We start from the raw sequence: 14,018 nt of genomic DNA, 5'->3' as shown, positions 1-14,018 counted from the left end.
ATAATAATGTTTTTTTAAATAGCTTGTTATTAATTGTTTATGTTTTTTTTTGGTTATGTGTAATAATATTAAGTTTTGATTCGGAGCTGTCACATTGAGCTTGTCGAAATGCTTTACATTGCATTTTAACCAGCTTTTCAACAGGCTATCAATGACAGATTGCAATATAAGGTTCGTCATTGCGAGGAGGAACGACGAAGCAATCTTTCATGCTAGTGATTCTGCTATAAAGATTGCTTCGTCGGCTGAAAAAGTCTTCTCGCAATGACGATAGCTTGATGACAAGCATTAAGCCAACTGCTCTTTAACATTTCCTGTCCGCTTTAACGTTCCCCAGGTTTCCAGCTCACCTTTTATGGCTTTTCTGAACGAACGGAATAGTACAACATACATTAATTGTCGCCAGAAAAACCTTTGCGGGAATATGTAAAGCAAATTCGTATATTTTTCCTTTTCCATGCGGAAAGCGATTGCTGCAAAAATCATATCTACAACAATAAAGATAATGTAATAGAAAAGCACCTGACCAAATCCGTTATGCAGGCTTAAAATTCCTGAAAATCCGGTTAGGGTTAAATTATTTATAGCACTTAATGAAAATAGGCCACTAATTAACGAGATAAGCATAAAAAGATCGGCAAGTGGTGAAAATAGCGGCAAAATGATCTGATAGATCAAAATATTCGGCATTCCTACCATTCCGAAGTAGCCGTATTTCTTGTTTAGTAGTGTTTTTCTGTTTTTCCAGAAACTTTGCATTACGCCAAAACTCCAACGGAACCGTTGTTTAAGTAACATACTCACTGTTTCTGGTGCTTCGGTATAAGCAATTGCAGTATCACAGTTTTTTACGCGGTAACCTGCTTTCAAAATACGCATGGTTAAATCGCAGTCTTCGGCAAGTGTATCAATGGTAAATCCGCCGATTTCTAAAATTACATTTTTTCTGAAAGCACCAATTGCTCCAGGCACAACAGTAATTGTATTTAATAAGTCGAAAGCACGCCTATCCATATTCTGTGCAGTAATATATTCAATAGACTGCCATTTGGTAATAATGTTGTTGGCATTCCCAACTTTCACGGTTCCGGCAACGGCAGCGATTTTATCGCTGTAGAAATAACGCATCAGTTCGGTAACGGCATCATCTTTCAATTGCGTATCGGCATCAATACAGACAACAAAATCTGAGGTAGCTTTAGATATGCCATAATTTAAGGCCGAAGCTTTACCGCCATTTGCTTTACGGAAAACCTTTACCTGGGGATGGTTGCCAAAATGTTGGTCAATAATTTCAAAGGTTTTGTCTTTCGAACCATCATCTACAAAAATCAGTTCAAAATCGGGATATGTGGTTTTTAAAAGACTATTAATGGTTTGCACAGCAGTAACTTCTTCATTGTAAGCCGGAATGATAATACTCACTTTTTCTGAAGGATTTACTACCAATTTGCTGACATTCTGTTTCGCCCTTTTTCGCTGTCTAATGGCCAGATAAGCGATAAAAATGGTCCTTAAAATGGCAAGTACAATCGCCACAGAGAATATGATGTTTAAAATCATGTTTCCGTAGTAAAAAAAGTTGATGAAAAAATAATCTCCAGAGCCTGAAAAACCACTGTTTGCAGTAGACTTAACCGCAGGCATCAGTTCTGATCTTTTTTTGCCCATTAAATTGCCAACTGTTGTAAAAGTATAGCCTTTGGCTTTGAAGAATTTTATAATCCGAGGCAAAGCAGCAACAGTAGCCTCACGGTTTCCACCTGCATCGTGCAATAAAAGAATATTACCATTATCCTGCTGCTTCACTACTTCATTAAAAATCTGATCGGCAGTTTTGCCAGGTTCCCAGTCTTCAGGGTCGATAAGTTCACCTATATTGATGTAATTCTCTTTTCGGCTCTGTGCAACTGGCAAAATTTCTGAAATGTTCTGGGGTTCGGCATCGGCATTAAATGGTGCACGAAATAGAATTGTACTGTGGCCGGTAACCGCTTCAATTAACCTGCGGGTAGCATTTAGCTCGAATTTTACCCGTCTTGGTCCAATGGTCGACATATCAGGATGGAAGAAAGTATGGTTTCCAATTTCATAACCATCATTATATTCTTGTCTTAGCAGTTCCATATTCTGCTCAGCCATAATGCCAACTACGAAGAAACAGCCTGGTACTTTTTCCTGTTTCAATATATTTAACACCTGCGGTGTATAAACCGGATCAGGTCCATCATCAAAGGTTAAGACAATTTTCTTATCAGCCTCGCCAAACCTTTTAATTACATATTGCTCAGGAAGACGGGTATATTTTTGATCGGCAATAGAGAAATTGTCTTTATTTAAAGTGAATTTTACACTACCTGGTGTTGGGGTAGAAATCAGATCCAGAATTTCCCCATCGCCTAAATACGAGATCCCACCCATATTTAATGAAGCAATTTTGCGTAAATCGAATGGTTTTTCCTTTAATGTATCCAAACTGAGGTCGTTAGAGATAAAAGACCATAAACGTTTGTCTTCAGAGCCTAAACGCCATAAAGCTATCCCCGCAATATCCCAATCATCAGCCTTGCGGATTAAATTAAAATAGGTTGCCGCATCAGTAAAGTAAACTTCATGTTTAATCCCACTGCCATCATTGTACGTGTAGTTTAAATTGGCAGAGGCCGGATCATAGTTTATTTTACTTTTGTAATTAACCGCACTGGTCATTGCATCTTCGTAGGTTACTGATTTACCCACGCTATTTTTTGGCCAATCGTAACCGTAGCAGGCCAGGGCAAGGATTACTTTGCTGGCATCAACTTTACTGCAAATGTCATCAAGTTTTTCTTCTACCCATTCCTGATGAGAAATATCGCCCGCATTACTTTGCTCGGTATGCTGATCATAAGCCATCAATACAATGTAATCGTTATATTTTTGAAGAATTTCTGGTTTATAATCGTCGTTTTCGGGTGAAATATCCTGAGAAACAATCAGTTTTTCTGCATGAAACTGACCATAAAGGTTTTTCATAAAAGCATTAAAACTGTCGCTGTTCTGAAGGTTTAGTTCTTCAAAATCGATGTTAATTCCGCGATAGCCATATTTTTTCGTAATGGCAATCAAATCATAGATTAATTTTTGTTGCGCGGGCTGATCATTTAATAACCGTCTTACAGCTGCACCGTCCCAGTGATCTTTATTGTAATTAGAGACAACTGCAATGGCCGATTTTTTAGCTGTATGGATAACTTTTAAAGCAGCAGTATCTGCCTTGTCTACAATAGAATCGCCATTTAAAAAGAAAGATTCTGTAGCCACCATATCCAAATGGCCAATGTTCCTCTTAAGATCGGGCAATGATTTGCTAACAGTTGAAGCCCAGCTTACATAAAAAGCCATGTTTATCCGTTTGTTATTGCCACGATGGGTTAGAATGCGGTGCTCCCGGTCTTTTTTGATTTTTTGCAGCTTTGATTTTTCAATTGTGAAATCTTTGTATTGTTGCGATTTCTTTAATTTATCTAACTGTTTTTCAGTTAAGGGTGTATTGGTATTTATAAAAGGCAAATTTGGTGCCTGTACTGAAGACAGTGTGTACACCACGCAGATGATTGCGATAATGAAGACTAAAAAAAACGTACGGCTTACCCATGTAAATGTATGCCAGCGTCTTTTAGTCTCAGTTTGAAATATTTGTTTTCCGGACATTTTTCTTTTCTGATTTATTAATCAAATGTCACTAACGAATATGAAGATTGGATGAATGATTGATAATTAAGCGCTAGGATATTAGATCGTTAGTTCTTTTCTAATATACTATTTTTATCTGTCTATTTATCAGAGGAATAAATGGCCTTTCCAAATCTTTTCACCATTAAGGAATTAAGGTTTTTAGCGTAAATTAAAATGCGCTTCGTCATTCTGAACTTGTTTCAGGATCTATTTAGTTCTGTTTATTTTGAAAGGGGGCAACTGGATTGTCCTGTAATATAAAGTCACAAAAAAAACCGGCAAATTTTACAAAAAATGCCGGCTTATTTTATCTATTCAGTATGATGGATGCTGAAACAAGTTCAGCATGACGATTTTCCGTTTACTCTTCTAAATAACCAAATCTACCTTGGTTATAATCTTCAATGGCCTGATGGATTTCTGCCTGGGTGTTCATTAAGAACGGACCGTATTGGGCAATTGGTTCATCTATAGGCTCACCGCTTAAAACCAAAATCACACTGTTTTCTAAAGTCTCGATCTTAATCTCTTCACCTTTATTTTTGAAGTGAACAAAATTATCTGCTACTGCAGTTTCCGATCCGTTGATTTTAATCGAACCTTCAATCACCATAAATCCGGTGTTAAAATGCTCAGGAAAGTTAAAAGTAGCTTCACCACCTTTATTTAGCCTGGCATTATAGAACGCTATGGGAGTAAAGGTATTTGCATTGCCTTTTATGCCATTATAATTACCAGCAATGATCTCGATTTTTCCCCCATTTTCAGGAAGGTCAAAATGAGCCATATCAGCCTGCTTAACTGCCTGATATCCCGGTTTACTCATTTTATCTTTAGCTGGCAGGTTAATCCAAAGCTGAACCATTTGAAATGGACCACCAGTTAAACTGTATTGCGCTTCATGGTATTCTTTATGTAGTATACCACTTGCAGCGGTCATCCATTGTACATCGCCGGGGTAAATCACACCGCTGTTTCCAGAGCTATCGTGATGGGCAACCGCACCATGATAAGCAATAGTTACCGTTTCAAAGCCTCGATGTGGATGTACACCAACGCCCCTGGGTTCTTTCCTGGCAGAAAATTCGATTTTTGAACCATAATCCATTAAGAAAAACGGACTCATGTTGATTTTATATCCACTTGGGAAAAAATTGTGTACCCTAAAGCCATCGCCAACCATATGTGGCGCTGGTGCTTTTAGTACTTTTTCTATTTGTTTTGTTTCCATTACCTTTTATAGTTAGATAAGGCATGGGGCTAAGCGCATAGTGCCGCCATACGCTTAGCTCTACGCGCTATGCTTGTTTAACAAACTGTAATTCGCCTAAAATGCGAACTTCTTCACTTACCATCACACCACCAGTTTCTAATGCAGCATTCCAGGTTAAACCGAAATCAGAACGGTTAATTTTTCCACTTAAAGTAAATCCTGCTTTGGTATTTCCCCATGGATCGGTAGCAATACCCCCAAATTCTGCAGTTAATTTTACAGGTTTGGTTTCGCCTTTAATAGTCAAATCACCTTTAACGATATAATCGCTGCCATCTTTTTCTACTGAATTGGATTTAAATTCGATGTGTGCAAATTTTTCAGCATCGAAAAAATCGCCACTTTTTAAATGATTATCGCGGTCAGTATTTCCGGTATCAATTGAATCAATATCACCTTTGAAAGAAATTTCTGCATTTTCAAATTCATCACCTTCGGATGATAATTCTGCTGAGAAAGATTTTAAACTACCGGTTACAGTAGTAATCATTAAATGTTTTACTTTAAATTGTAATTCGCTGTGAGTTGGATCTAATGTCCATTTTGTAGTTGCCATATCTTTTGTTTTTTGAGATGTTTAATATTTACAACACAAAAGTACAGCGCAGGTTTTTACTACAGATTGATGTATGGTAAGTAATGATTGAATGAAAGAGGGATTGAATGTTGTAAAGTTGAAATGTTAGATTTGACTAAGCCCTTCACTCATTCAAAATCAGTCTAAGGCCTGAAATGTTTATTGGCCAGTTCTTTTCTCACGCGACTTAACGATTCGGGGGTAATGCCCAGATATGAGGCGATCATCCATTGTGGTACGCGGAGGGTAAGGTTAGGATAAAGTTTTATAAAATCGAGGTATCTTTCTTCAGCAGTTGCACTTAATAACATATTGATCCTTTTCTGCATAAAGCGGATCGAATTGTTGAGCAGTTTAATTTGCATGGGTTGTAAACATGGTACTTGCCTGGCGGCTTCTTCCATGAAATTGTTGGGCATTAACACGGCTTCGGTTGCTTCGATGGCATCTATAAAAAATATTGATGGCTCATTATTCATGTTGTTGCGATCAGAAACCAGCCAGTTTTCGGGGGCGAACTGAAGGATATGTTCTTTGCCCTTCGCATCAATTGAGTACGCACGTAACAGACCTTTGCCTACAAAATATCCGTGTTTAAAATTATCGCCGGTATATTGAACTATTTCGTTTTTCTCGAATTTTTTAACCTTTAAAACAGATGATATGCTTTCGAACTGTTCATCAGTTATTTCTATTTTTTCCTGTAAGTATTTCTGGAACTGATGAATCATAAAGGCGGAATGTTATTTTTTTACGGGCTTAATATCGGAAAAATCTACACCACATTTACAATTACCGCCACATCCATCTTTTTTTACCTGTAAAGATTTAAAAACCAAACGGCCAACATATACCAATGCTACCGCAAAAAGTAAAAAGACTAAAATCGTTTGAATATCCATATTACAAATATAAAGGGTTTTAAGAGGAAGGTGTTCAGTTAAATGTAAATATATTGAGCACAAATCTTGTTTTACCACAGAGAGAACAGCGTTTTACACCGAGGGCACCGAGAGGGTTTTTAATACATTTTTTGCCACGGATTCACAGAAAACACGGAAAAATTATTTCTCTGTGTACCTCTGTGCCTTTTTCTTCGTGATCTCGGTGGTTAGTCTTCGACTTCGCTCAGACTGACAAGGATACCTATTTTGTGTTCTCTGCGCCTTGTCTTCGCGAGCTTTGCGGTTAAAAAAGTTATTCTTCCATAAAACCTACTGTACCGCCAACCCAATCGAAATCGGCATTGTAGCGTACGCCAATCATTTTTCCTTTGCTTAACCTAGCCAAATTAATGCAGAGCTGAGGCTCACCACCATCAGGCCACAAGTACATCATCCTGATTTCGGCTTTTACCCCACCATCTGGTGCCTGTACAGCTGGCTCGTAATTTACTTTTCTTTGTAAAATCCAGTTTTCGGGATCTTTTATATTGGTAATGTCCGTTTCACTTACATCAATAATTACGCCCATTCCTGCGAAAGAGAACAATGGCTTAAGTACGTAGTTCTCTAAATCTTTAGGGATTGTATTTAACTCATTTAAAAAACGTGTTTCGGGTACAAATTCGCTTTTCAAGAAAGGCATGGTGTACTTACTAATGCGGTAAAACCAGTTTGGGTGCGTTACCCATTCAACATCAAGCTCTTCACGTGGGTCGAAACTGTTTTTGAAAATTTCGGTGTTATTGGCTATCTCATCAAATATCAGGCGGTTATAAATTCTTTTTAACTGGATCTTTTTGCCATTTTCTTCGTAAAAGAGCTGTTTGCCTACTTTTTTAATGTCTTCTAATGCCAAAATCTTAATGCCGAGCATTTTTTGAGTCACAAAAAAATCAACGGCCGTTTTTTGGTTAAGCGCATCTACATCCATCAACGCCACTTCTTCTGGCTGGTGGGAGCCAATAACGACTTCTTTAAGCAGCTTAATGTACTTTTCTTCGTTAAAGCCGTTTAAGAAATGATTCACAGAGCCGTCAATCTCAAAACTTGTCTGGAAAGTTTTGGCCAAATGATGCTGAAAGCCATACAAGGAAGGAAACCCCTGCATTTCGATTAGCATGGGTGTAAGTTCTCCGGCTTGATTTTTACAAATACCAAAATCGAAGGTTAAAAAGTGAGGCTGTTCATTTTCATTAGGCACATTCCAGTTTAAGGGGATTGCCTTTTGAGTAAGCGTTTTAAAATTGGGCTGCTTAATCAGGTTTATAATTTCTTCTCCTGCCGCAATCAATTTTCCTTTCAATGCTTTCGGAACAAATACCGGCGTTTCTGCAACCCTGAAAGGGATTTCCGGATAGCCATTTTGCAGTTTAGCGATGAAGGTTTTGTATTTTTCTTCTGTAAATTGCTGATTGTATTTTTGGCGTTGAGCAGGTATCATAAGTTAGGTATTTAGTTCTATTCCTGAATCGTCATTGCGAGGCACGAAGCAATCCTACAACCATCGCTAAAGCATTAAGATTGCTTCGTGCCTCGCAATGACGGCCATTGTGCTACACTTCCTGCAAATCCCCAATTGCCTTTTGTAAGAAATTAGGTAAAATAACACTTTGCGTAAGCACAATCCTTGCCGGATCGTCTAAACTGTTTAACATATCCAGGTATTTTTGTTCCCCATGCATATCAACAATTGCTTTTTTCTTTTCTTCCTGAAGCAAATACATTTTCATGCCTATCGGATCGGCTTCTGGATGGAATTGTGTACCGACGATTTCATCTGAAAAGCGGATCGACATCATACAGCGTTCTAAATCGACATGTTTACGTTCTTTTTCGATGGCCAATAATTTAGCACCTTTTTTCTCGAAAGCAGCAAAATCTGGCTCGATCACTTGCCAGTCTCTACTGTCGACTGAAAAGAAAGGGTTGGTAATGCCATCAAAAATTTCATCTTTTTCTCCATCTTCAGTTAAGGTAATCGGGAAAATACCAAAAGCATTCGACCGTCTTTCGGTTACGTTGCCCAATTCATATTTCCTACAAGCCAATTGGAAAGAATGGCAGATCAAAAAAGCATACTTTTTTCTTTCGTCGTTTTTATGGTTAAAAGCTTCTATCTGATCTAAGAGATTAAAGAAATCATTTTCCCATTGTTCGCCTTTACTTTCAATCGGACTCCCTGGGCCACCACTGGAAATATAAGCATCATAATCGATGCCCGGTATTTCTCCTTTTTGCCTTAAATCAAATATATCAAAGGTTAAATCGATATTGTTGTCGTTTTTAAAACGGGATAAAATTTCCTGAATTCCCCGCATACCCTGATTAGGTGCGCCGTTATTCATGTCAATAACGGCCACCTTTAAGCTACTTTTATCCATTATAAAATTACTTTGCGCCTATAAGTGTTTGAGTAGTAATGTAATCTACCACTGCCTCAAAGTTACCAGTTTGTTGGTAAACTGCCAACTGCCGGTCTGCGCCTGTACCATGCTCCAATATTTTATGCACATAATTAATGTCATCACGGCAACCTAAATCATCCACCACATCATCCACAAAATCCAATAATTCTAAAATAAGATTGCGACAGTTTACTTCCATTTCTTTTCCGAAATCGATTAAATTTCCATCAATTCCATAACGGGCAGCACGCCATTTATTTTCGTTAATTAGTGCTCTCGAATAGCTGATAAACTCCATATTCTGCAAACGCAGTTTGTACAGTTTGGCGCACAAAGCCTGAAATAATGCAGTAAAAGCCATCGTTTCATCAATCAGCATCGGGCAATCGCAAATGCGGAACTCAACGGTGTCGAAAAACGGATGAACACGGATATCCCACCAGATTTTCTTCGCATTGTCCATGCAATTGGTTTTGATGAGCAGTTTTACATAATTATCGTAATCCTCGATGCTGTTAAAAATATCGGGAATGCCCGTACGCGGAAATTTGTCGAAAATTTTTGTACGGAAAGATTTGTAACCCGTGTTCCGCGATTCCCAGAATGGAGAATTAGTAGATAAGGCGAAAACATGTGGCAGGAAATACCTCACCTGGTTGGCAATATGAATGGCCAGCTCCCGAGATTGAAAACCTACATGTACATGCAATCCAAAAATGAGGTTAGAACGTGCAGCTTCCTGTAGTTCGTTCACAATCTCGTTATAGCGGGGGTGCTCTGTAATTAACTGTTTTTCCCAGTGCGAGAAGGGGTGAGTACCAGCAGCTCCAATCCTTAAGCCTTGCTCTCCGGCGAGCTGTGATACGGTATATCGCAGTTGGGAAATTTCTTTACGTGCTTCGGTGGTCGTTTTACAAATGCCCGTTCCAACTTCTACCACAGCCTGGTGCATTTCTGCCTTAACCTGGTCTTTGTGGATTTTTTGTGCGGCTTCTACAATTTTTTGGTCGTGAGAAGTAAGCTCTCTGGTAACGGGATCAATTACCATGTATTCTTCTTCTATGCCCAGCGTAAATTCGTTCATCCTTGTATTGATTAAAAATTAAATCCCAATTATTTTTTTGGTGCAGCTTTTTTAGGCTTTGCTGGTGTTTGTTCTGCTGTTGCCGATTTCTTTGGTGTAGCCTTAGCCTTTTCTGCAACGGTAACTTTCTTTGGAGCGGCCACTTTAGCCACATTCGGGGTAACTTTCGCAATTAATGGTTTGCCACTAACCGACGATTTAATGTATTCGCCCCAGGTTAAATTATCCTGTCCGTCTTTTTGCGCTTTAGCCCTTTCAATAGCATAATTTGCCGTAGTTTCTACTACCCAATCAAAATTTTCCTGACCAACGCTTTTAATATCAGCATCAGGAGCAGGGTTACAGAAATCGATCGCAATAGGCACTCCATCGCGCACCGCGAATTCTACCGTATTAAAATCGTATCCTAAATACTTGCATAGTTTTAGGGTGTACTCTTCTACAGTTTTAAGCAGCTTTGCATCTGGCGCTTTGCCTTCAGTGGCATAACGCAAGTGATGCGGATTCCGCGGGTCATATTGCATAATACGGACATATTTGCCTCCAATGCAATAACACCTGAAATATTCTTCAAAAATGATTTCTTCCTGCAAAAGCATCACCAATTGTTGTGTGCCGCTGTGTTTATCAAAAAAATCTTCTTTGTCATGAAGTTTATAAACATCTCTCCAGCCACCACCATCATAAGGTTTCATATAGGCCGGAAAACCAGTGTATTCAAAAATGGCATCCCAATCTAAAGGCATGGTTAAATTAGAGAAAGATTCTCCGGTGGTTCCTGTAGGGTGCTCCCGTGATGGGATTAAGGCCGTTTTGGGTACGGGTACGCCAATCTGTTCGGCCAGCGCATTATTGAAAAATTTCTCGTCGGCACTCCACCAAAATGGGTTGTTAATTACGGCAGTTCCGGTAATGGCGGCATTTTTTAATGATGCACGGTAGAATGGTACATCTTGCGAAATGCGATCGATGATTACCGAATAACCTAATGGTGCATTCTGAAATATTTTGTCGATTTTAACAGCTTCGGCGGTTATGCCCTTTTCTGCTTTTTGATTAATTCTTTCAATTACGGCTTCAGGAAAAGAGCGTTCCTGTCCAAATAAAATCCCTATTTTCTTCATTGGTAAATTTTAGTTTAAATGTTTAACTGGTTAATCGGTTAATTGTTTGATAATTATATCCTAAATCGACTCGGGACTTAAGACTGCCGACTTTGGACCAAACTAAAGCTGTGCAATATAATCTGGAAACATTTCTCTCCAGATGGGCCAATCGTGATCTGCATTCTGTCTGATATCAAGCCAGTGGTCGATGCCCTTTTTGTTTAAGATGTCGGATAAACGCTCATTATCTGGCCTGCACATATCGCGATCGGTTGTGCCCAAAACAATTTTCATATAATGCAGTTCAGGGTTACTGTTGTTCAACAGATAGTCAACAGGGTTGTTGAAATAAACATCATCATTATAAAAACCATCTAACTGGCCAGAAATATCGAAAGCCCCGCTCATACTAAACATATGGCTAACCAACCAGGGATGCCGAAAAGCGAAATTAGCAGCATGATAGCCTCCAAAACTACAGCCAGCAGTAATAATTTTGCTGTGCCCGGTTTCGTGCCTTGCCAAGGGGGCTACCTCTTCCAATAAATACTTGTCATACCAGATGTGGTTTTTAACCCTGTCGGCAGGATGAATACTTTTGTTGTACCAGCTTAATTTGTCGACACCATCGGGGCAATAGATCTTAATTTTTCCTTCATTGATAAATCCCTCAACAGAATCTATCAGTTTGAAATCCTTGTTTTCAAAATATCGGCCCATGCTTGTCGGGAACAGTAGGATAGGGATACCACCGTGACCAAAGATGAGCATGTCGATTTCGCCACTTAAATTCGGGCTGTACCATTTCTTATGTTCTTCTTTAACCATAATAAAAATTGAATGATTTAAGGTATAAATTAAAATCTACAAAAAGAATTGTTTAAGCAGTAAAATGATGCAAATTAAAGGCGGATTATAAAAATTAACCTATGATAATTAATAATTTACGGAGATTTGTACCTTTGCACCCTAATTCTGAGGCGATAGCCATGTGATAGGGGATTTTGATTATGATGTACACCACAATTTTATCGGTAAAAGTTAATACCAGCAACTTTAAAATACCCTCAGCTTATTTAAAGCATGAGGTAGAAATAGATATTTATACACCCGAAGGTATTTTAGGGAATGAAAAAATTGAGCTTCTTTTATTAAATGATGGGCAGGATGTGGCCAAAATGGATTTTAGCCGGATTTTGGAAGAGGCCCATCATGGCAAAAGAAACCACAGGTTAATTGTTGTGGCCATTAAAGCATCAGAAGACCGACTAATGGAATATGGTGTAGCAGGTGTGCCCGATTTTAAAGGGCGCGGAGCGAAAGCCGATTTATATACCGATTTTGTGATCAAAGAGCTTTTGCCTTTTGTTAAAAAGAAAATTGCAATGCCGATAACCGGCAAAGTAGGTTTTGCTGGGTTTTCTTTGGGCGGTTTGTCTGCTTTTGATATTGCCTGGAGTAATCCTTCCGCTTTCGATGCCATCGGTGTTTTTTCAGGGGCATTTTGGTGGAGAAAAAAAGATCTGAGCGAAGGGTATACTGATGCAGATCGTATTATGCATGCAAAACTAGAAAGTACCTCTACCGGGCCTGATATGAAATTCTGGTTAATGACCGGAACGGAAGATGAGGAGGCTGATCGGAATAAAAATATGATCATCGATTCTATAGATGATACGATTGATGTTGTTAAAATACTCCTGAATAAAGGTTATAAACGGCCTGAAAATGTTTTTTACTACGAAAAAGTTGGTGGCAAACACGATGTTCCAACCTGGGAAAGTGTAATGCCTGCCTTTTTAGATTGGGCATTTGAGGTTTAGGATATTATCCACTTGGAGGTGCGTTTAATTTGTGATTTCAGTAGAATAGTGTATGTATGAGCAAGATATTTGCGAAGAAAACTATATAAATCATTTTTTCAATTCAGTACTTAACTCTATCCTATAGTTTTGAATTAGGTCTTTAATCGTTTGGGGATCTAATTTTAAAGTAACAATAAATTCCTCAAATAATTTGATACATGCGGTAATTTCCTTATGATCAATTTTTGTTTTAGTTTGGAAAAATAAGTTGTGTTTGAAAGGTTTTATCTTATGCTCATACAGGTTTTGAAATTCTTCTTGCGTCATCAGTTGTCCTTATTATTTTCAATATTTTTTTGGTATTCGCCACTTTCTATTTCTCTTATTACAGCTTTAATTTCGGAATCATTCGTTTTTAAAACGGCTCTTTTTAAATAAATGAGGGCATCAGCATAGTTTTCAAGATCCAGGTATGCCACTCCAATAATCATCATAAATTCATCATCTCTAGGAGATAATTTTAGTCCTGATTTTGCTAATTTTATTGCACTTAAAAAATCTCCATTATCACTAAATTCTATCGCTTTTTCTTTAGCAAGCTTTAAGATAGGAATTAACTTAGTAATGTCACCTATACTGATTTTTTGCACACTGCTTTCAAGTTGGGCTGAGGCGGTATTATATCTTTCTCTTGTAGAAATTGAAATGTTTTTTTGATTTTTTAGTCCTTGATCAAATCCATTATTATAACCATCTTCATAACTATTTAAGCCCTCACCAATTCTTGGATTGGAGGAATAGGTGAGATTGGCTCAATGCAATTTACACCTTGACCATAACAATACCCTTTTTTATAGCCTCTAGAGAAACCATCGGCAAATTTTGATTGAGCAAAGCTTGTAATAGTAAAAAAGCATAGTATTAGAATAATATTAACTTTCATTATAAAATTTTAGCTAAATATAAGAATCACAATTTAATTCAGGGAAATCGCTTTTAAAACATGTGCAAAAATTAATTAGCCACGGGAACACAGAAATCACGGAGAAGAAGTAAATTTTTCCGTGTTTTCGTGCTTCCGTGGCAACCATAATGCTTAGGTATGCG

Annotated in this window: 14 protein-coding genes; 1 reads left to right on the top strand and 13 read right to left on the bottom strand. The window is 38.1% G+C overall.

Going from position 1 to position 14,018, the window contains the following annotated elements; genetic code table 11:
• Positions 1-288: 288 nt before the first annotated feature.
• The 10 genes from AW17_RS03515 to AW17_RS03475 form a co-directional block, all read right to left on the bottom strand.
• On the bottom strand, positions 289-3,693 hold the full coding sequence (locus AW17_RS03515) for a trifunctional glycoside hydrolase family 18/polysaccharide deacetylase/glycosyltransferase family 2 protein (protein ID WP_029274731.1): 3,405 nt from the start codon (positions 3,691-3,693) through the stop codon (positions 289-291).
• Positions 3,694-4,078: 385 nt separating this feature from the next.
• Positions 4,079-4,948 carry a pirin family protein gene (locus AW17_RS03510; RefSeq protein ID WP_029274730.1) on the bottom strand — a complete coding sequence of 290 codons (870 nt, stop codon included), beginning with the start codon at positions 4,946-4,948 and terminating at the stop codon, positions 4,079-4,081.
• Between the two features lie 67 nt (positions 4,949-5,015).
• Positions 5,016-5,546, bottom strand: coding sequence for a YceI family protein (locus AW17_RS03505; RefSeq protein WP_029274728.1), 531 nt, complete (start codon positions 5,544-5,546; stop codon positions 5,016-5,018).
• Between the two features lie 164 nt (positions 5,547-5,710).
• A complete protein-coding gene (locus AW17_RS03500; protein ID WP_029274727.1) occupies positions 5,711-6,298 on the bottom strand; it encodes a Crp/Fnr family transcriptional regulator in 588 nt (195 codons plus the stop codon).
• Between the two features lie 12 nt (positions 6,299-6,310).
• Entirely contained in the window at positions 6,311-6,469 is a 159-nt protein-coding gene (locus AW17_RS23515; RefSeq protein ID WP_082458743.1) for a FeoB-associated Cys-rich membrane protein, read from the bottom strand.
• 295 nt (positions 6,470-6,764) lie between these two features.
• The gene (locus tag AW17_RS03495) at positions 6,765-7,952 is read right to left on the bottom strand and encodes an ATP-grasp domain-containing protein (RefSeq protein WP_029274726.1); all 1,188 of its coding nucleotides are present in this window, start codon (positions 7,950-7,952) and stop codon (positions 6,765-6,767) included.
• Between the two features lie 112 nt (positions 7,953-8,064).
• On the bottom strand, positions 8,065-8,892 hold the full coding sequence (locus tag AW17_RS03490) for a type 1 glutamine amidotransferase (RefSeq protein WP_029274725.1): 828 nt from the start codon (positions 8,890-8,892) through the stop codon (positions 8,065-8,067).
• A gap of 7 nt (positions 8,893-8,899) precedes the next feature.
• Positions 8,900-10,000 carry a carboxylate-amine ligase gene (locus AW17_RS03485; protein WP_029274724.1) on the bottom strand — a complete coding sequence of 367 codons (1,101 nt, stop codon included), beginning with the start codon at positions 9,998-10,000 and terminating at the stop codon, positions 8,900-8,902.
• Between the two features lie 29 nt (positions 10,001-10,029).
• Positions 10,030-11,124: an ATP-grasp domain-containing protein gene (locus tag AW17_RS03480; protein ID WP_051691614.1), complete on the bottom strand. Its 1,095-nt coding sequence runs from the start codon at positions 11,122-11,124 to the stop codon at positions 10,030-10,032.
• A 102-nt stretch (positions 11,125-11,226) separates the two neighbouring features.
• Positions 11,227-11,934, bottom strand: a complete 708-nt coding sequence (locus tag AW17_RS03475; protein ID WP_029274721.1) for an esterase family protein — start codon at positions 11,932-11,934, stop codon at positions 11,227-11,229.
• 182 nt (positions 11,935-12,116) lie between these two features.
• On the opposite strand from AW17_RS03475, the gene AW17_RS03470 reads away from it, so the two are divergent.
• Entirely contained in the window at positions 12,117-12,929 is an 813-nt protein-coding gene (locus tag AW17_RS03470; RefSeq protein ID WP_029274720.1) for an alpha/beta hydrolase, read from the top strand.
• Positions 12,930-13,019: 90 nt separating this feature from the next.
• On the opposite strand, the gene AW17_RS03465 is transcribed toward AW17_RS03470, so the two are convergent.
• The 3 genes from AW17_RS03465 to AW17_RS24050 form a co-directional block, all read right to left on the bottom strand.
• The gene (locus AW17_RS03465; RefSeq protein ID WP_029274719.1) at positions 13,020-13,238 is read right to left on the bottom strand and encodes a hypothetical protein; all 219 of its coding nucleotides are present in this window, start codon (positions 13,236-13,238) and stop codon (positions 13,020-13,022) included.
• Complete coding sequence (locus AW17_RS03460; protein ID WP_029274718.1) at positions 13,238-13,561, bottom strand: tetratricopeptide repeat protein; 324 nt, start codon at positions 13,559-13,561, stop codon at positions 13,238-13,240. Before AW17_RS03460 ends, AW17_RS03465 begins: the two co-directional genes overlap by 1 nt.
• A gap of 116 nt (positions 13,562-13,677) precedes the next feature.
• Positions 13,678-13,854: a hypothetical protein gene (locus AW17_RS24050; protein WP_157280202.1), complete on the bottom strand. Its 177-nt coding sequence runs from the start codon at positions 13,852-13,854 to the stop codon at positions 13,678-13,680.
• Positions 13,855-14,018 lie beyond the last annotated feature (164 nt).

This window comes from Pedobacter borealis DSM 19626, assembly GCF_000708285.2.
GTDB lineage: Bacteria > Bacteroidota > Bacteroidia > Sphingobacteriales > Sphingobacteriaceae > Pedobacter > Pedobacter borealis.
Note: the sequence above shows the minus strand (reverse complement) of the source record. Positions and strands in the feature narration are given on the sequence as shown.

Coding starts and splice junctions, on each gene's coding strand:
- AW17_RS03515 (WP_029274731.1), bottom strand. CDS start 3,693: ATGTCCGGAAAACAAATATTTCAAACTGAGACTAAAAGACGCTGGCAT.
- AW17_RS03510 (WP_029274730.1), bottom strand. CDS start 4,948: ATGGAAACAAAACAAATAGAAAAAGTACTAAAAGCACCAGCGCCACAT.
- AW17_RS03505 (WP_029274728.1), bottom strand. CDS start 5,546: ATGGCAACTACAAAATGGACATTAGATCCAACTCACAGCGAATTACAA.
- AW17_RS03500 (WP_029274727.1), bottom strand. CDS start 6,298: ATGATTCATCAGTTCCAGAAATACTTACAGGAAAAAATAGAAATAACT.
- AW17_RS23515 (WP_082458743.1), bottom strand. CDS start 6,469: ATGGATATTCAAACGATTTTAGTCTTTTTACTTTTTGCGGTAGCATTG.
- AW17_RS03495 (WP_029274726.1), bottom strand. CDS start 7,952: ATGATACCTGCTCAACGCCAAAAATACAATCAGCAATTTACAGAAGAA.
- AW17_RS03490 (WP_029274725.1), bottom strand. CDS start 8,892: ATGGATAAAAGTAGCTTAAAGGTGGCCGTTATTGACATGAATAACGGC.
- AW17_RS03485 (WP_029274724.1), bottom strand. CDS start 10,000: ATGAACGAATTTACGCTGGGCATAGAAGAAGAATACATGGTAATTGAT.
- AW17_RS03480 (WP_051691614.1), bottom strand. CDS start 11,124: ATGAAGAAAATAGGGATTTTATTTGGACAGGAACGCTCTTTTCCTGAA.
- AW17_RS03475 (WP_029274721.1), bottom strand. CDS start 11,934: ATGGTTAAAGAAGAACATAAGAAATGGTACAGCCCGAATTTAAGTGGC.
- AW17_RS03470 (WP_029274720.1), top strand. CDS start 12,117: ATGATGTACACCACAATTTTATCGGTAAAAGTTAATACCAGCAACTTT.
- AW17_RS03465 (WP_029274719.1), bottom strand. CDS start 13,238: ATGACGCAAGAAGAATTTCAAAACCTGTATGAGCATAAGATAAAACCT.
- AW17_RS24050 (WP_157280202.1), bottom strand. CDS start 13,854: ATGAAAGTTAATATTATTCTAATACTATGCTTTTTTACTATTACAAGC.